16 protein-coding genes, 1 pseudogene and 1 riboswitch are annotated in these 15,279 nt (G+C 63.9%); of the genes and pseudogenes, 4 read left to right on the top strand and 13 right to left on the bottom strand.

Annotation, left to right across the window (positions count from 1 at the left end; all coding sequences use genetic code 11):
* Positions 1–122: 122 nt before the first annotated feature.
* Both AB4Z43_RS18295 and AB4Z43_RS18290 read right to left on the bottom strand, forming a co-directional pair.
* Positions 123–1,361, bottom strand: a complete 1,239-nt coding sequence (locus tag AB4Z43_RS18295; RefSeq protein ID WP_441938663.1) for a class I SAM-dependent RNA methyltransferase — start codon at positions 1,359–1,361, stop codon at positions 123–125.
* Positions 1,358–2,122, bottom strand: a complete 765-nt coding sequence (locus tag AB4Z43_RS18290) for a TlyA family RNA methyltransferase (RefSeq protein WP_441938662.1) — start codon at positions 2,120–2,122, stop codon at positions 1,358–1,360. Before AB4Z43_RS18290 ends, AB4Z43_RS18295 begins: the two co-directional genes overlap by 4 nt.
* Before the next feature lie 173 nt (positions 2,123–2,295).
* Here AB4Z43_RS18290 and AB4Z43_RS18285 point away from each other — a divergent pair, with 173 nt between their 5' ends.
* Complete coding sequence (locus AB4Z43_RS18285; protein ID WP_019856978.1) at positions 2,296–2,697, top strand: GFA family protein; 402 nt, start codon at positions 2,296–2,298, stop codon at positions 2,695–2,697.
* Here AB4Z43_RS18285 and AB4Z43_RS18280 read toward each other — a convergent pair.
* The 6 genes from AB4Z43_RS18280 to AB4Z43_RS18255 all read right to left on the bottom strand — a co-directional run bounded on the left by AB4Z43_RS18280 (position 2,694) and on the right by AB4Z43_RS18255 (position 7,659).
* Positions 2,694–2,987, bottom strand: coding sequence for a hypothetical protein (locus tag AB4Z43_RS18280; protein ID WP_069091674.1), 294 nt, complete (start codon positions 2,985–2,987; stop codon positions 2,694–2,696). The two genes, AB4Z43_RS18285 and AB4Z43_RS18280, sit on opposite strands and share 4 nt — an antisense overlap.
* Before the next feature lie 148 nt (positions 2,988–3,135).
* Entirely contained in the window at positions 3,136–5,049 is a 1,914-nt protein-coding gene (gene dxs / locus AB4Z43_RS18275; RefSeq protein ID WP_019856976.1) for a 1-deoxy-D-xylulose-5-phosphate synthase, read from the bottom strand.
* Between the two features lie 101 nt (positions 5,050–5,150).
* Complete coding sequence (locus tag AB4Z43_RS18270) at positions 5,151–6,071, bottom strand: pirin family protein (protein WP_441938661.1); 921 nt, start codon at positions 6,069–6,071, stop codon at positions 5,151–5,153.
* Between the two features lie 40 nt (positions 6,072–6,111).
* On the bottom strand, positions 6,112–6,378 hold the full coding sequence (locus AB4Z43_RS18265) for a DUF2277 domain-containing protein (protein ID WP_023764504.1): 267 nt from the start codon (positions 6,376–6,378) through the stop codon (positions 6,112–6,114).
* Positions 6,379–6,477: 99 nt separating this feature from the next.
* On the bottom strand, positions 6,478–6,729 hold the full coding sequence (locus AB4Z43_RS18260) for an exodeoxyribonuclease VII small subunit (RefSeq protein ID WP_027046614.1): 252 nt from the start codon (positions 6,727–6,729) through the stop codon (positions 6,478–6,480).
* Between the two features lie 3 nt (positions 6,730–6,732).
* Positions 6,733–7,659, bottom strand: a complete 927-nt coding sequence (locus AB4Z43_RS18255; RefSeq protein WP_019856973.1) for a histone deacetylase family protein — start codon at positions 7,657–7,659, stop codon at positions 6,733–6,735.
* A gap of 121 nt (positions 7,660–7,780) precedes the next feature.
* Positions 7,781–7,960: riboswitch (cobalamin riboswitch) on the top strand.
* Positions 7,961–7,963: 3 nt separating this feature from the next.
* Here AB4Z43_RS18255 and bluB point away from each other — a divergent pair.
* Positions 7,964–8,635 (top strand): annotated as a pseudogene (gene bluB, locus AB4Z43_RS18250) (5,6-dimethylbenzimidazole synthase); the annotation flags it as partial.
* A 119-nt stretch (positions 8,636–8,754) separates the two neighbouring features.
* Here bluB and AB4Z43_RS18245 read toward each other — a convergent pair.
* Both AB4Z43_RS18245 and AB4Z43_RS18240 read right to left on the bottom strand, forming a co-directional pair.
* Positions 8,755–9,738 (bottom strand): hypothetical protein, encoded by a 984-nt coding sequence (locus tag AB4Z43_RS18245; protein ID WP_019856970.1) that lies wholly within the window; start codon positions 9,736–9,738, stop codon positions 8,755–8,757.
* Between the two features lie 95 nt (positions 9,739–9,833).
* The gene (locus AB4Z43_RS18240) at positions 9,834–10,442 is read right to left on the bottom strand and encodes a TetR/AcrR family transcriptional regulator (RefSeq protein WP_019856969.1); all 609 of its coding nucleotides are present in this window, start codon (positions 10,440–10,442) and stop codon (positions 9,834–9,836) included.
* Between the two features lie 120 nt (positions 10,443–10,562).
* On the opposite strand from AB4Z43_RS18240, the gene AB4Z43_RS18235 reads away from it, so the two are divergent.
* Positions 10,563–11,786, top strand: a complete 1,224-nt coding sequence (locus AB4Z43_RS18235; RefSeq protein WP_441938660.1) for an MFS transporter — start codon at positions 10,563–10,565, stop codon at positions 11,784–11,786.
* Between the two features lie 106 nt (positions 11,787–11,892).
* On the opposite strand, the gene ribB is transcribed toward AB4Z43_RS18235, so the two are convergent.
* Together ribB and aroC are read right to left on the bottom strand one after the other, a co-directional pair.
* Entirely contained in the window at positions 11,893–12,993 is a 1,101-nt protein-coding gene (gene ribB, locus AB4Z43_RS18230) for a 3,4-dihydroxy-2-butanone-4-phosphate synthase (protein WP_441938659.1), read from the bottom strand.
* 76 nt (positions 12,994–13,069) lie between these two features.
* Positions 13,070–14,185, bottom strand: a complete 1,116-nt coding sequence (gene aroC, locus AB4Z43_RS18225) for a chorismate synthase (RefSeq protein WP_019856965.1) — start codon at positions 14,183–14,185, stop codon at positions 13,070–13,072.
* A 184-nt stretch (positions 14,186–14,369) separates the two neighbouring features.
* Between aroC and AB4Z43_RS18220 the strand changes: the two genes are divergently transcribed.
* Positions 14,370–14,630: a DUF1344 domain-containing protein gene (locus AB4Z43_RS18220; protein ID WP_019856964.1), complete on the top strand. Its 261-nt coding sequence runs from the start codon at positions 14,370–14,372 to the stop codon at positions 14,628–14,630.
* Positions 14,631–14,640: 10 nt separating this feature from the next.
* On the opposite strand, the gene AB4Z43_RS18215 is transcribed toward AB4Z43_RS18220, so the two are convergent.
* Positions 14,641–15,228 (bottom strand): histidine phosphatase family protein, encoded by a 588-nt coding sequence (locus tag AB4Z43_RS18215; protein ID WP_441938658.1) that lies wholly within the window; start codon positions 15,226–15,228, stop codon positions 14,641–14,643.
* Positions 15,229–15,279 lie beyond the last annotated feature (51 nt).

Here is a 15,279-nt window from a genome sequence, read left to right as displayed (position 1 = left end):
ATCTTCCGCCCCAACCGGACTAGGCTGGCACAAGAAGGCGGCTTTGCGGCGTCAATCCGGCCGCTTTGGGCCGGGAGAGGCCGAAGTGCCCGGTCTCAACGAAACGTGATCACGGGCCGGTCTCAGCCGCGCCTTCTCCTGGGCTTTTCCAGCAGGGCGACCGCCTCGACATGGGGCGACCACAGGAACTGGTCGATCGGCGTCACGCTCTTCAGTTGATAGCCGCCGTCGATGAGGATGCGCAGGTCGCGAGCCAGCGTCACCGGATTGCAGGACACCGCGGCAACGAAGGGAACATCCGAGCGGGCGATCTGCTTCGACTGGTCTTCGGCACCCGCGCGCGGCGGATCGAAGACAAGGCCGTCGAAGGCGTTCAACTCCTTGAATGTCAGCGGCCGGCGGAACAGGTCGCGGCGCTCGCCCGTCACCCGCTTCAGGCCGGTCGCGAATCGTGCCCCCCGATCGAGCGCCGAGAGAGCCGCCGCATCGCCTTCCACCGCATGGACTTCCGACTTCGCGGCCAACCGCAAGGCAAAGCTGCCGCAACCGGCGAAAAGGTCGGCGACCTTCTTGGCGCGTTTCAGATGCGTGCCTACGATCTCGGCCATGGCCTGCTCGGCTGCCTCGGTCGCCTGCAGGAAGGCGCCTGGCGGCACGGCGACAGCGACGCTGCCGAACATCACCACGGGCTTCCTCGGCTCGATGACGATCTCGTCATCGATGGACAGCCTAGCAAAGCCTTGCGCCAGGACAAAATTGGAGGCGATGCGGCGCTGGTGTTCGCCGAGCTTGCCGGACTCATGCACCGCGACGTCGAGGCCGGAACCCGTCACCGTGACCGCCATCCGGAACGATTTGGTGGTGGCGCATATCAAGTCGGCGAGCGCCCTCAACCGGTCGAGTGCTGCGACGATCTCGGGCAGCGAGATCGGACATTCCGATATGGAAATGATTTCCGGTGACAAATGGCGATTGAAGCCGAGCAGCATGCCCGTCTCGCTGCGTCGGGCGGCAAGCACGACGCGGCGGCGCGTGCGCGGCGCGCAGGCGACCAGTTCGTCAATGCCGCAATCGATGCCCTTCAGGGCGTGCACCACCTTCTCGCGCTTCCACTGGCGATAGGCTTCGGCCTCGAAATGCTGGAGGGCGCAGCCGCCGCATTCGGTGAAATGGCGGCAGGCGGGTTCGATGCGCAGCGGCGAGGCTGCCAGCACCGCCATCAGCGCTGCACGATCCCGTTCGCGCGCGGCGGTAACGGTCTCGCCGGGCAGCGTGAAGGGGATGAACAGATCGCCGCTTTCGGTTTCGGCAATGCCGTCACCCTGGGCGCCAAGCTTTTTGATGGTGAAGCGCGTGCTCATCGATCCTTGATCCCACCAAGCAGGAATTCGCGATTGCCGTCGCCGCCTTCGATCGGCGACAGATGCAGGCCGAGCGAACGCCAGCCCGGAACGGCGTCCAGCCAATCCTGCAGCAGGCCGGCGACGCGGGCGGCATCGAAGGGGTCCTTCAACAGGCCGCCCTTGCCGATCGCCTCGCGACCCGCCTCGAATTGCGGCTTGACCAGAAAGACCGCGGCAGCCCCAGGTTCGGCAATCGCAAGCGCCGGCGGCAGCGCCAGTCTCAGCGAGATGAAGCTGACGTCGGAGACGATGAAATCCGGAATGCGGCCGCCAAGGTCCGCGGCGGTGAGGTCACGGGCATTCAGTCCCTCGATAACCGTCACGCGCGGGTCCTTGCCGACATCGGGATGCATCTGGCCGTGCCCGACGTCGATCGCGGTGACATGGGAGGCACCACGCTCCAGCAGCACCTGGGTGAAGCCACCGGTCGAGGCGCCGATGTCGAGGGCCTCGCGGCCGGCCGGATCGAGGCTGAAGTGATCGAGCCCGCCGATGAGCTTCAGCGCCGCGCGCGAGACATAGCCTTGCGCCGGATCATCGATGGCAACAAGGCATTGCGGCGAGACGTTCTGACCGGGTTTACGGGCAATGGTGCCGTCAACCGTCACCGTGCCACGCTCGACCGCGTCGCGGGCACGCGAACGGCTGGCAAACAGGCCGCGCTGGACGAGCAGGTCGTCGAGCCGCTGGCGTGTGCTGGCTGGCAGAGGCGAGTTCATCGGCCTTCATGGCGAAAGCCGGCAGCGAAGGCAAGGACATTGGGACGGACGAAGAACATCCTCGCACGCAGGCGAATGGGTCAAGCCGCCCCGGGGCTTGCTGGAATCGCTTTGGGTCCGGCACAATGTTAGGGAGGAGAGCCGTTTGCTGTCAGAACTCGGAGGAGGAACGAATGCTGACGGGAACCTGCCATTGTGGCGCAACCCACTGGACCCTGGAAGGCGATCCCGGGCCGGTGACGGCCTGCAACTGCACGCTCTGCCGTCGCTATGGCGTGCTCTGGGCCTACGACTATGTCGACGAACGCATTCGCGTTTCGGGACCGACGGACAGCTATACGCGCGCCGGAAAGGCCACACCGTCGCTCGAAATCCTGTTCTGCCCGACCTGCGCCTGCGTGCTCGCCTGGCGTGGTTTGCGCGCCGAGGAATCTGGTCGCACACGCATCGCCGTCAATGTAAGGCTGGCGCCACCCGAGGCGGTCGCCGATCTGCCTATCGACCATTTCGATGGCCTCGACACATATGACGACCTGCCCCGCGACGGGCGTTGCGTGCGCGACATGTGGTTCTAGAAGATGGTGCGGGACACTTGGCGCTCGACGGCCGGAGACAAACCGTCGTCGCGACCCCCCGATGCCTGCACAGCAGGATGCTCGGTGGCATTGGCAGGCGGCGGAACATGATCCGGCAAGACCACAAGCTGCGGCACCTGCTTGTAGGAAAAGCCGCCGCGGATATCACCCATCTTGCTGGCAACGATGCCCAGCGCCGCCTTTTCGAGATTGCGATCATAGCGCGTCTCGGCGGCGGCCGGCGCGACTATGGTGGCCAAGAGGGCCACGCCGCACAGAAGCGTCTTCATTGTTCTTGTCTCCCTGCCTGACGCCGATCTAGCAGGGCGCCGTTGAAAAACGGCCAAGGGACACGGTAAGCAAAACGCCAAACGGCAGTGTTAACAATGCGTTACGAAATCAAGCCGGCAAACTGATTCAAGCGCTTCAGATTTTGAGTCAGGCGCGCTGGGCGCGGGCCGTATGATCGAGCGCGGTGAAAACGGTGCGGACGATGCCGGTGGCATCGAGCCCGGCATCGGCATACATTTTTTCCGGCTTGGCGTGATCAGTGAACACGTCAGGCAGCACCAGCGGGCGCACCTTCAGGCCGCTTTCCAGCAATCCCTCATGGGCAAGGAACTGCAGCACATGGCTGGCGAAGCCGCCAATGGCGCCCTCCTCCACCGTGACCAGAACCTCGTGCGAGCGGGCCAGCCGGCGGATCAGATCCTCGTCGAGCGGCTTGGCGAAGCGGGCATCGGCAACGGTGGTGGAAAGCCCGGCCGCGCCGAGTTCCTCGGCAGCTATCAGGCAATCCTGCAGGCGCGTGCCGAAGGACAACAGCGCCACCTTTGTGCCTTCCCTGACGATGCGGCCCTTGCCGAGTTCGAGAACCGAGCCGCGCTCCGGCATGTCGACGCCGACGCCATTGCCGCGCGGATAGCGGAAGGCGATCGGGCCGTCATCATAGCTTGCGGCGGTGCGCACCATATGGCGCAGTTCCGCCTCGTCAGCCGCCGCCATCACGACAAAGCCCGGCAGGCTTGCCAGGAAGGTGGTGTCGAAGGCGCCGCAATGGGTGGCGCCATCGGCGCCGACGAAGCCGGCGCGGTCGATCGGGAAGCGCACCGGCAGTTTCTGGATCGCGACGTCATGGACGACCTGGTCATAGGCGCGTTGCAGGAAGGTCGAATAGATCGCCGCGAACGGCTTGTAGCCTTCGGTCGCGAGACCGGCAGCGAAGGTCACAGCATGCTGTTCGGCAATGCCGACATCGAAGGTCCGTGACGGGAACACTTCGCCGAACAGATCAAGCCCTGTGCCGCTCGGCATGGCGGCAGTGACAGCGACGATGCGGTCGTCCTCGCGGGCTTCCTGGATCAGGCTCTCGGCGAACACCTTGGTGTAGGCCGGTGCGTTGGCCGGCGCCTTGGCCTGCGCGCCGGTGATGACGTCGAACTTGTTGACGCCGTGATACTTGTCCGCGGCGGCTTCCGCCGGCGCATAGCCCTTGCCCTTCTGGGTGACGACATGGATCAGCACCGGGCCTTCGCCATTGTCGCGGACATTCTTCAGCACAGGGATCAGATGCTCGAGATTGTGACCGTCGATCGGGCCGATGTGGTAGAAGCCGAGCTCCTCGAACAGCGTGCCGCCGGTGACGTAGCCGCGCGCATGCTCAACCGCCCTTGTGATCGCACGATCGGCGCGCTTACCGAGATAGGATGTCAGCTTCTTGCCGAAGTCGCGCAGGCCGGCATAAGCCTTGCCCGAGGCGAGCCGCGCCAGATAGGCGCTCATCGCGCCGGTCGGCGGCGCGATCGACATGTCATTGTCGTTGAGGATGACGATGAGTCGGGCATCGAGCGCGCCGGCATTGTTCATCGCCTCATAGGCCATGCCGGCCGACATGGCGCCGTCGCCGATGACGGCGATGACGTTGTTGCGGCCGCCGGAGAGGTCGCGGGCGGCGGCCATGCCGAGGCCGGCAGAGATCGATGTCGAGGAGTGGGCGGCGCCGAAGGGGTCGTATTCGCTTTCGGCGCGGCGGGTGAAGCCGGACAGGCCGCCCTCCTGGCGCAATGTGCGGATGCGGTCGCGGCGGCCGGTCAGGATCTTGTGCGGATAGGCCTGGTGGCCGACATCCCAGATCAGCCGATCGTCCGGCGTGTTGAAGACGTAATGCAGCGCCACCGTCAGTTCGACCACGCCGAGGCCGGCGCCGAGATGGCCGCCGGTGCGCGACACCGCGTCGACCAGTTCGAGGCGAAGCTCGGACGCCAGTTGCGGCAATTCGCTCTCGTCAAGCGCGCGCAGATCCGCCGGAATGCGGACCTTGTCGAGAAGCGGCGTATGCGGCGTTGCGTTCACGGGTGCTCAGGCTTTCTGTTCAACGGCGGGATAAGCCGCCGGCCGGCGAAAGTAAATGCGTGTCGGTGACGCGGATCAATCAGATCCCCTCGCCGATTTCCTCAGCTTTCCGGCAGCGGGATGAACTCTTTCTCATCTCCAGGAACGATATCGAAGCGTCCCGTCTTCCATTCCTGCTTGGCCTGTTCGATGCGCTCCTTCGACGAGGAGACGAAATTCCACCAGATGTAGCGCTGCGAGCCAAGCGAGGCTCCGCCGAAAAGCATGAAATGCGCACCGATGTGCGACGATATGATGATCTCGTCACCGGGCCGGAACACCAGCAACCGCTCTGCCGGAAAGACGTCGCCCGAAATCGCGACCTCGCCTTCCAGCGTGTAGATGGCGCGCTCTTCCGCGTCGGCGGGAATCTTTATACTGGCGCCCGGCGCCAGCCTAAGGTCGGCGTACAGTGTCTCGGAATCGGCTCTCACGGGGGAGCGCAACCCTTGAAAATCGCCGACGACGATGCGGCCGCGGACGCCTTCGGCATCGATCTCGGGCAGCCGCAAGGCAGCGGTGTTCTCGAAGACCGGGGCCACTTCCTCCTTGCCATCGGGCAAGGCGAGCCATGTTTGCAGGCCGGAGATCGACATCGGCGCTCCACGCAATTCCTCCGGCGTGCGCTCGGAGTGGACGATGCCGCGGCCGGCGGTCATCAAATTCACGTCGCCCGGCTGGATCACCATTTCGGTGCCCAGGGAATCGCGATGACGGATCTTGCCGTCGAACAGATAAGTCACCGTCGACAGGCCGATATGCGGGTGAGGACGGACATCGAGAGCCTGGCCTGCCCGCAGGATCGCCGGACCCATGCGATCGAAGAAGATGAATGGCCCGACCAGCCGCCGCCTGGCGGTCGGCAGAGCGCGGCGCACCTCGAAGCCGCCAATGTCCTTGGCATTCGGGATGACCATCAGTTCGATCTGGTCGCTGGCAAAGGCGTCGCCGGCTTCAGGGTCTTTTCCGGGAAAGAAGCTCATGGGCTCTCCTTGTCAGCGGTCGAGGACCGCTCTGGCCGCATCAGGCAAAGCGGATCGCCGCTTTTGCCCGCAGTTTGGCCGCCACCTCTTCGCGGTTGCGCGGGTGCTGATTGGTTTCGAGCGAATCGAGAAGTTCGCGCGCCGATGCCGCAATGACTTCGACGGCGTGATCGAACGCATGCTGGTTCTGTTTCGAGGGCCGTGTCGTTCCGCTCAGCTTGCGAACGAACTGAAGGGCCGCGTCGCGCACTTCGTCATTGGTTGCCGGCGGGTCAAAATTGAACAGGGTCTTGATGTTTCTGCACATCGCTTCCGTATCTCCTCTTGTCCTGGAGCCGTTTCAATCGGGACGAGCTTAATCCTCAACCTTGATCGTGTCCAAAAACCGGTAAGGCTACTCCGCGCCTCAATCCGCGTCGAGCGGCTCGGTTCCGACCGGCTTGCCGTCGCGCGACAGCCTGATCTTCTCGACCTTGTCTTCGGCGGCCTTCAGCAGCCGGTCGCAATGCGCCTTCAGCGCCTCGCCGCGCTCGTAGATCTTGATCGACTGGTCGAGCGGCACGTCGCCACGCTCCAGATCATCGACGATCTTCTCCAACGCGTCGAGTGCCTGTTCGAAGCTCATCGCCTTGACGTCTTCGTTGGTTTCACCAGCCATCATTCATCCTTTCATCAGTCGCCCGACATGGGCGGCGACCGAAAATGCCAGTCCCTGCAGATCGTAGCCGCCCTCGAGCAGGCTGACGAGCCGGTTGCCGCTGTGGCGCGCGGCGCGCTGCATCAGCTGGCCGGTCGCCCAGTCGAAATCGTCCTCGGTCAGATTGATCTCGGCCAGCGGATCGCGGTGATGCGCGTCGAAACCGGCCGAAATGATGATCAGATCGGGCGCGAAATTGTCGAGCGACGGCAGCACCCGCGACAGGAAGGCATCGCGAAACACCTCACTGCCGGTCTGCGGCGCCAAGGGTGCATTGACGATGTTGCCGGCGCCGGTCTCGGTCTTCGCGCCAGTGCCGGGATAAAGCGGCATCTGGTGCGTCGAGCAATAGAGAACCGAGGGATCGTCCCAGAAAATATCCTGCGTGCCGTTGCCGTGATGGACATCCCAGTCGACGACGGCGACACGCTCGGCGCCATGCTTCTTCTGCGCATAGCGCGCCGCAATCGCCGCCGTGTTGAAGAAGCAGAAGCCCATTGCGGTGGTCTTTTCGGCATGGTGGCCGGGCGGCCTTGCGGCGACGAAGACATTGTCGGCGCGGCCTGCAAAGACGTCGTCAACAGCGGCGTTGGCCGCGCCGATCGCGGCGATCACCGCCTGCCAGCTCTTCGGGCTGGCGGTGGTGTCGGCATCGATGCGGGCAATACCCTCTTCGGGAATGGCGGCACGCACACGGGCGACGAAATCGGCGGGATGGGCGTAGAGGATGGTGGCCTCGTCGCCCTCCGGCGCTTTGACACGATCGAGCGCGGCAAAAGCCTCGTCGTCGAGCACGCGCTCGATGGCGCGCAGGCGGTCCGGCCGCTCGGGGTGACCGGGCGGTGTGATGTGTTCGAGGAAGATCGGATGCGTGTAGAGACGGGTTGTCATGCTCCCTATCTAGTGCCCCGGCGCCGCGATGGCCATGCATTGCAGCTTGATGGCTGGGGAAAATCGCGCCTGCGTCCATTGGCGTCGCTGCGGGGATTGGCGCGGCCGAGCCTTCGGCGTAAGGTCGCCGCTACTGCCTGGTGCCCGTCGCAAGCGGGAGAATCGGGAACACGGTTGAATTCCGTGGCGTGCCCAACGCTGTGAGGGGGACCGCGCCGGTAAATGCCACTGTCGATGACGGGAAGGCACCGGACGCGGGTTGATCCCAAGCCAGAAGACCGGCCTGGCAGGCATCGTCATCCGCATGGTCAGGCGGACGGCATTGATAGCGATCGCAAGGGGACACGCGATGCCGGAACACATGACCGCTGCTTCAGGTGACGAGTTTGACCAGATGGCGCGCGACGCGGTTTACCGCGCCATGTTCACGCGGCGCGACGTGCGCAGCCATTTTCTGCCCACCGGGCTCGACGACGCGGTGCTGGCGCGGCTTCTGCTTGCCGCCCACCATGCACCGTCGGTCGGCTTCATGCAGCCGTGGAATTTCATCGTCATCCGCGACGCCGCGCGACGGGCTGATGTGCGCGACCTGTTCCTGGCCGCGCGCGAGCAGGAATTGCCTGAAATCGAAGTGGAAAGACAGGCGCTCTACCGCAAGCTCAAGCTTGAAGGCATCTGCGAAAGCGCCCTCAACATCTGCATCACCTGCGACCGCGAGCGCTCAAAAAACTCGCCGCTGGGACGTTGGCACAATCCGGAGATGGATCTCTACAGCACGGTCTGCGCGGTGCAGAATTTCTGGCTGGCCGCGCGTGCCGAAGGCGTCGGCGTCGGCTGGGTCAGCATCATCGAGCCGCAAGCGTTGAAGAGCCTGCTGTCCATTCCCGAGCACGTGACGCCGATCGCATATCTCTGCGTCGGCCGGGTTTCCGAGTTCGCATCCAAACCGGACCTGGAAACGCATGGCTGGGGCCGGCGGCTGCCGCTGCCCGACCTGATCATGAGCGAGACTTTTTGCGGGCAAGGAGAGACGCCACTCAAGTCAGCGGTGGCGCACCTCAACACGGTTGCTGCTGCGCAGGCGAATCCCGCCGATCAGTGCGTCGCGCCGGCCGTGCCCCAGCGCGAGCCGCCAAAGGAGGCCAGCGCCTTGTCCTTCAACTCTCGGAACTTCGACGACGCCTCGGCCAGCCGGGCATCCCAGGCCGGGTCAGGCACCTGGCCGGCGATGGTCTTGAAATAGACCTGCATCAGGCAGGCGATGGCGAAGGGCTCGATGAAGGCCGCCTTGAAGGCCCAGGCAAAGACGATGGCGAGCACGAAAGCCCAGCCGGCGAGTTGCCCTGGCATGAGGAAAAGAATGGCGGCGGCCGGGGCCAGCATCAGCAGGAAGATGACGAAGGAGACACCCCACATGATGACCGCCAGCCAGACGGCGTTCTTGATCATGGTCTTGCCGTTCTGGGCGTAGAGCACCACGCCTTGCCGAGCGGTTTCGAACGGTGAGGACGAATTGATGCGGATGTTGTAGCCGAGGATGATCTCGTCGACATAGGTGAGTGACAGGCGGATCACCGTGTTGATGAAGGAGACCAGGCCGCTCAGCCCCGGAATGGGCAGGAAGGCGGCGATGCCGCCGAGCAGGCCGGTGATGGCGCGGATGGCGCCCTTGACCAGCTGGTCGACGACGAAAAGGATGTTGGCCTCGGCGAAGCGCTCGGTCACGACCTGCCTGGCATAGGCGATCTGGTTCTGGCCGTCGGGAACATCCCGGCCATCAATCAGATGGACCATCACGGCGATATGGCCGGCCTTGACGACGTAGAGGATGTATTCGCGGATCCAATAGACGGCGATCGAAACCACGCCGAAGCCGACCACCCCGCCCCACAGGGCAAAGGACATCGGCCCGTCAGGATCGGTGGAGATATGGCCGACGCCATAGCCGACGGAAGCGCCGGTGCCGGTCGCCATGATGTAGGCCAGCGTGATGCCGAAATAGACGATCATGCGGAAGACAATGAAAGGCCAGGTCCGAACCATGATGGACACCGACCTGCCGATATCGAAATCCCACATGTCCCGAATCTCCCCTCAGAGATGGCTGGGAAGGATGCGCTCACCCCGAGGATTGTCAATCATGAGCGGTGGACAGCGGTGCGCCCAACGAGGATTTAGTTCTGTTGCGAACCCGGTTTTCTGAGCAGTCCCTCGAGCAGTTGCTTGAACGCCGCAACCACTATCTTCGACGTCGCTTCGGGGTCGTTAGAATTGGCGATCCGCTGCGCCGCCTGGCTGCTCGCCCCGTTGATCAGCCGTGCGGCGGTCTCGGGGTCGACGCCCGGGACGACCACCCCCTCCCCTTGCAGCGCGGTCAGATGATCGGTCATTGAGCCGACGCAGGCATTGGCATTCGACCATTGCGCCGGATCGCCCAAGACGGCCGGACCGTCGCGGAACATGATGCGCTGGATTTCCGGCTCCAGCGCCATTTCGATATAGGTCGTGCATTCGTCGACGAAATGCTGCCAGCGGGTCGGCGCTCTCGACGCCACCTCATTCACCCGGGCCGCCATCTCGCCGTCGATTTCGGCGATAACCGCCTCCAGCAGTCCCTTCTTGTCGCCGAAATGGTGATAGAGGGCGCCGCGCGTCAGCCCGGCCGATGCCGTGAAATCATCCATCGACGCCTCGGCATATCCGATCGTGCCAAAGGCCTGGCGGGCCGCAGCAATCAGCTTGGCGCGCGTTTCGGCGATCATTTCCTTGCGGGGTCTGTGCATTTCCGTCTGGTCCTATTCACATACGTTCCGTATGCCAATTGACATACGTCGCGTATGCTCTATCTAATCCTCATACGCTTCGTATGTAATTGTCGAACCGCCCTTTGTCGAGGAACCCCCATGCAAAACCCCTATTCAGAAATCTTCCGCGCCCCTGGAGCGAGGGGCTTTGCGGCCGCCGGCTTCATGGCGCGCCTGCCGATCGCCATGGCGCCGATCGGCATCGTGGCAATGCTGTCGCAGACGCGTGGCGAATACTGGTTGGCGGGTGCCGTCTCGGCGACATTCGCTCTGGCCAACGCATTCCTGGCGCCGCAAATATCAAGACTGGTCGATCGCCTTGGCCAGACGCGGATCGTCGTGCCCACGACAATCATCTCCGTGCTCGCCTTCATCACTCTCATTGCGGCCGCCAATCAGGACTGGCCGGTTTGGACGCTGTTCGTGTCGGCGCTGCTGGCGGCGGCCATGCCCAGTATGCCTGCCATGGTGCGCGCGCGCTGGACGGAGCTTTTCCGGGGCCGGCCCGAGATGAACACCGCTTTCGCCTTCGAATCGGCGGCGGATGAACTGGTCTACATCGCCGGCGCATCGCTGTCGGTCGGCCTCAGCGCCGCCCTGTTTCCGGAAGCGGGCATGCTGGCGAGCACACTGTTCCTCGCCTTGGGGTCGACCGCGTTCATCCTGCAGAGATCGACCGAGCCGCAAGTGCGCCCGGTGGACCACGACTCGAGCGGCTCGGCGATCCGCCTGCGGCCAGTGCAGATCATCACCTTTGCCCTGATCTTCATTGGCGCCACCTTCGCGACGACGGAAGTGAGCACGGTGGCCATCACAAAAGAGCTCGGCCAGCCCGGCGCCGCCAGCCTCGTCATCGGCGTCTACGCGCTGGGGTCGTTCGTGCTCGGCATCATTGTCGGCGCGCTCAACCTGAAGGCTCCACTGCAACGCCAGCTCGCCATCGCGGTCGCCCTCGTCACGCTCGGCACGCTACTGCCGCTCACCGCCAGCAGCGTGCCGCTTCTAGCGTTGACCGTCTTCATCAGCGGCGTGGCGATCTCGCCGACCTTCATCACGGCCTTCGGCCTGATCGAACGGCATGTGCCGGAAGCGATGCTGACCGAAGGCATCACCTGGGTGACCACCGGGATCGGCATCGGCATGGCACTGGGCTCCTTCGCCGCCGGCGCCGTGGTGGATGCGTTCGGCGCCCAGAACGGGTTCTGGGTCTCGGTGGCATCAGGCACGATTGCGCTCGCCACCGTGCTGCTCGGCCAGCGCATCCTGGCCACGCAAAAATGCGAGCTGGACGGATGCGACGCTGCGGTCGTTCCCGCGGAGTGACACGGTCGGAATGGCTTGGGCCAGTGTGACTTCGTCATCCACGGGCGGAGCGACGCGAAGCGGAGCGCAGACCCGAGGATGACGACATCGCGGAGGTTTCAGGTAGCTAGAGGATCTCTGTCTTGGCGATGTGGATGCCAAACCCTTCGAGGCCGACATAATGACGCTCGCGCGAGGCGATCAGGTTGATCGAGGAAATGCCGAGATCCTTCAGGATCTGCGCGCCGAGGCCGATCTCGCGCCATTCGTTTTCGCGGCGCCGCGCCTCTTCGTGATCCTCGCGATCGCCGCTCAGCGGACGCTTGCGCTCCTGGTGCGCGACGCCGACGGAGCCCTCTCTGAGATAGACGATGACGCCGCGCTTGCGCTCGCCCATCGCTTTCATGATGCCGTCCAGGCGATGGCTGGTGCCGAAGACATCGGTCACCACATCCTCGGAATGCAGCCGCACCGGCACGTCCTCGCCATCGCGTATATCGCCAAAAACGACAGCGACGTGATGCATCGTGTCCCAGGGCAGCGTGTAGGTGAAGACCTGCGCCTTGCCGCCAAGCGTGTCGATATCGGAGCAGGCGACACGCTCGACCAGCGTTTCCTTGCGCTGGCGGTAGGCGATGAGGTCGGCGACCGACACCTGCTTCAGGCCGTGCTCTTCGGCGAAATCCTGCACTTGCGGGCCGCGCTTGACGGTGCCGTCGTCGTTGACCAGTTCGGAAATGACGCCGATCGGCGGCAGGCCGGCGAGCTTGCAGAGATCGACCGCCGCTTCGGTATGACCCGAACGCATCAGGACGCCGCCTTCGCGGGCGATCAGCGGAAAGATGTGGCCGGGGCGGACGAAATCGGAGGCGCCGACATTGCCGTTGGCAAGGTTGCGCACGGTCAGCGTGCGGTCTTCGGCCGAAATGCCTGTCGTCGTGCCATGCTTGAAATCGACGCTGACGGTGAAGGCGGTGGTGTGGGCGGAATCATTGTCGGCGACCATCGGCTGCAGGTTGAGCCGCTTGGCTTCCTCACGCGGCATCGGCGTGCAGACGATGCCCGAGGTGTTGCGCACGATGAAGGCCATCTTTTCCGGCGTGCAGTGAACGGCGGCGACGATCAGGTCACCCTCGTTCTCGCGCCCGTCATCATCCATGACGACGACGATCTCGCCGCGTTCGAATGCGCGGATGGCTTCGACAATCTTCTTCTGATCGTAAGGCATGGGATGCTCGCTTCGCTCGCAGGGATTCGGCAGTAGGCAGAAGGGAAGAAAAAGGCTGTTTCGGGCGGCCTACTGCCTATTCCCTACTGCCTATTCCCTTCCCCGTCTGTCCCCTGTGCCGCAGATAGTGATCGGCAATCGCGCAGGCAACCATTGCCTCGCCGATCGGCACGGCGCGGATGCCGACGCAGGGGTCGTGCCGGCCCTTGGTCATCACCTCGACGTCGTTGCCGTCCTTGTCGATCGACTTTCGCGGCGTCAGGATCGACGAGGTCGGCTTGACGGCGAAGCGGGCCACGATCGCCTGACCGGTCGAGATGCCGCCAAGGATGCCGCCGGCATTGTTGGACAGGAACACCGGCTTGCCGTCATTGCCGATGCGCATCTCGTCGGCATTCTGCTCACCGGTGATGCGGGCGGCCTCGAAACCATTGCCGATCTCGACGCCCTTGACGGCGTTGATCGACATCAGGCCCGACGCAATGTCCTGGTCGAGCTTGGCGTAGATTGGCGCGCCAAGCCCTGGCGGCACGCCGTCGGCGACAATCTCGATCACAGCGCCGACCGAGGATCCGGCCTTGCGGATACCGTCGAGATACTGCGTGAAGACGGGAACCGAAGCAGGGTCGGGCGTGAAGAACGGATTCTCCGCGTCGCCGATGAAATTCCAGTTCCAGTTGGCGCGGTCGATCGATTTTTCGCCCATCGAAACCAGGGCGCCGCGCACCACCATGCCGGGCACCACCTTACGGGCGAGCGCGCCTGCGGCGACCCTGGCGGCGGTCTCGCGGGCGGAGGAGCGGCCGCCGCCGCGATAGTCGCGTATGCCGTATTTGACGTCATAAGTGTAGTCGGCATGGCCGGGCCGGTACTGGCGGGCGATCTCGCCATAGTCCTTCGATCGCTGGTCGACATTCTCGATCAGCATGGAGACCGGCGTGCCGGTGGTGATCATCGTCTCGCCGTCCTCGTCGAGGACGAAACCGGACAGCACCTTCACCTCGTCGGGTTCGCGGCGCTGGGTGACGAAGCGCGACTGGCCCGGCCGGCGCTTGTCGAGTTCGGCCTGGATTTCGTTGCGCGTAAAGCGGATGCCGGGCGGGCAGCCATCGACCACGCAGCCAAGCGCTGCGCCATGGCTTTCGCCCCAAGTGGTGACGCGGAAAAGATGGCCGAACGTGTTGTGAGACATGGAAAAGTGCCCTGCCCGGCAGCGGAGCCGGTTGAAGCCTGCCTTCTATTGGCGTTTTTTGCGGTGGTCAAACTGTCATCCCTGCCGTTTAAGTTTTGACACATTCGGCTGGTTTCTGCTTTCTTCCATCCGCCGTTGAGGATCCGCCGCCACAGTGCCGGCGCAATGACCAAAGAGGACGATCATGCGTACCCTGATTGGCGCTGTTGCCGCCACCCTGCTCTATTCCACCGCCGCCTTCGCCGGACAGACCGAAGGCCTGATCAAGAAGGTCGACAAGGACGCGCTGACCCTGACGCTGGACGACGGTAAATCCTACAAGCTGAACGCCGAAACCGATCTCGACTCGCTGAAGCCGGGCATGGACATCGTCATCGCCTACGACGTGACCAATGGCGAGAATGTCGTGACCGATATGCAGTTGCCGGACAGCGACACGAACTAGGTCAGGCGGCTTAAAGCCACTCCAGGCTCTTGCCTTCGAGTTTGAGCACGCGATCCTGTGGTATTTCGAGGTTCGCGGCCTCGTCCTCGGCCATATCGAGCACGAAACGGAACAGGGTGCGCATGACGCCGCCATGCGTCACGCAAACCGTCTTGCGGTCGATCTCGTCGAAGCAGGGTTTCACCCGTTCGAGCAGCATCTGGTAGCTTTCCGCCCCCTCGCCCGGCGGGTGAAAATTCCATTTGTCCAATGCGCGGAACCGGCTTGCTCCGGGAGACTGTGTCTCGAGCTCGGCAAAGGTAAAACTCTGCCAGTCGCCGAAATTGACCTCGACCAGCCTGACATCGGTTCGATAGGCGAGCGGATCGAGTTTCATCGCGGCGCGTATGCGTTCCATCGTTTCGCGCGTCCGCCGCATCGGGCTGGCGACGAAGTCGAATTCCCCGGGATCGCCGACAAGGTCGGCCAGCCGACGCCCGTTTCCGGTCGCCTGCTCGCGGCCAAGGGCATTGAGATCGGTGTCGGCCTGGCCCTGAAGCCGGAATTCGGCGTTCCACGCGGTCTGGCCGTGGCGCACGATATAAACCAGCGGGTACATCAGGTCTTCCGGAGGTCGGGCCAGGGCCTGGGCGGAGGATGGGCGGAGGGC

The sequence above is a fragment of the Mesorhizobium sp. 2RAF45 genome, assembly GCF_052115225.1.
Classification (GTDB): domain Bacteria; phylum Pseudomonadota; class Alphaproteobacteria; order Rhizobiales; family Rhizobiaceae; genus Mesorhizobium; species Mesorhizobium jarvisii.
Note: the sequence above shows the minus strand (reverse complement) of the source record. Positions and strands in the feature narration are given on the sequence as shown.

Bases quoted from the DNA above. Each gene is read 5' to 3' on its own strand.
- AB4Z43_RS18265 (WP_023764504.1), bottom strand. From the start codon at position 6,378: ATGTGCAGAAACATCAAGACCCTGTTCAATTTTGACCCGCCGGCAACC.
- AB4Z43_RS18240 (WP_019856969.1), bottom strand. From the start codon at position 10,442: ATGCACAGACCCCGCAAGGAAATGATCGCCGAAACGCGCGCCAAGCTG.
- AB4Z43_RS18295 (WP_441938663.1), bottom strand. From the start codon at position 1,361: ATGAGCACGCGCTTCACCATCAAAAAGCTTGGCGCCCAGGGTGACGGC.
- AB4Z43_RS18235 (WP_441938660.1), top strand. From the start codon at position 10,563: ATGCAAAACCCCTATTCAGAAATCTTCCGCGCCCCTGGAGCGAGGGGC.
- aroC (WP_019856965.1), bottom strand. From the start codon at position 14,185: ATGTCTCACAACACGTTCGGCCATCTTTTCCGCGTCACCACTTGGGGC.
- AB4Z43_RS18255 (WP_019856973.1), bottom strand. From the start codon at position 7,659: ATGACAACCCGTCTCTACACGCATCCGATCTTCCTCGAACACATCACA.
- AB4Z43_RS18280 (WP_069091674.1), bottom strand. From the start codon at position 2,987: ATGAAGACGCTTCTGTGCGGCGTGGCCCTCTTGGCCACCATAGTCGCG.
- ribB (WP_441938659.1), bottom strand. From the start codon at position 12,993: ATGCCTTACGATCAGAAGAAGATTGTCGAAGCCATCCGCGCATTCGAA.
- AB4Z43_RS18215 (WP_441938658.1), bottom strand. From the start codon at position 15,228: ATGTACCCGCTGGTTTATATCGTGCGCCACGGCCAGACCGCGTGGAAC.
- AB4Z43_RS18220 (WP_019856964.1), top strand. From the start codon at position 14,370: ATGCGTACCCTGATTGGCGCTGTTGCCGCCACCCTGCTCTATTCCACC.
- AB4Z43_RS18290 (WP_441938662.1), bottom strand. From the start codon at position 2,122: ATGAACTCGCCTCTGCCAGCCAGCACACGCCAGCGGCTCGACGACCTG.
- AB4Z43_RS18245 (WP_019856970.1), bottom strand. From the start codon at position 9,738: ATGTGGGATTTCGATATCGGCAGGTCGGTGTCCATCATGGTTCGGACC.
- AB4Z43_RS18260 (WP_027046614.1), bottom strand. From the start codon at position 6,729: ATGGCTGGTGAAACCAACGAAGACGTCAAGGCGATGAGCTTCGAACAG.
- AB4Z43_RS18285 (WP_019856978.1), top strand. From the start codon at position 2,296: ATGCTGACGGGAACCTGCCATTGTGGCGCAACCCACTGGACCCTGGAA.
- AB4Z43_RS18270 (WP_441938661.1), bottom strand. From the start codon at position 6,071: ATGAGCTTCTTTCCCGGAAAAGACCCTGAAGCCGGCGACGCCTTTGCC.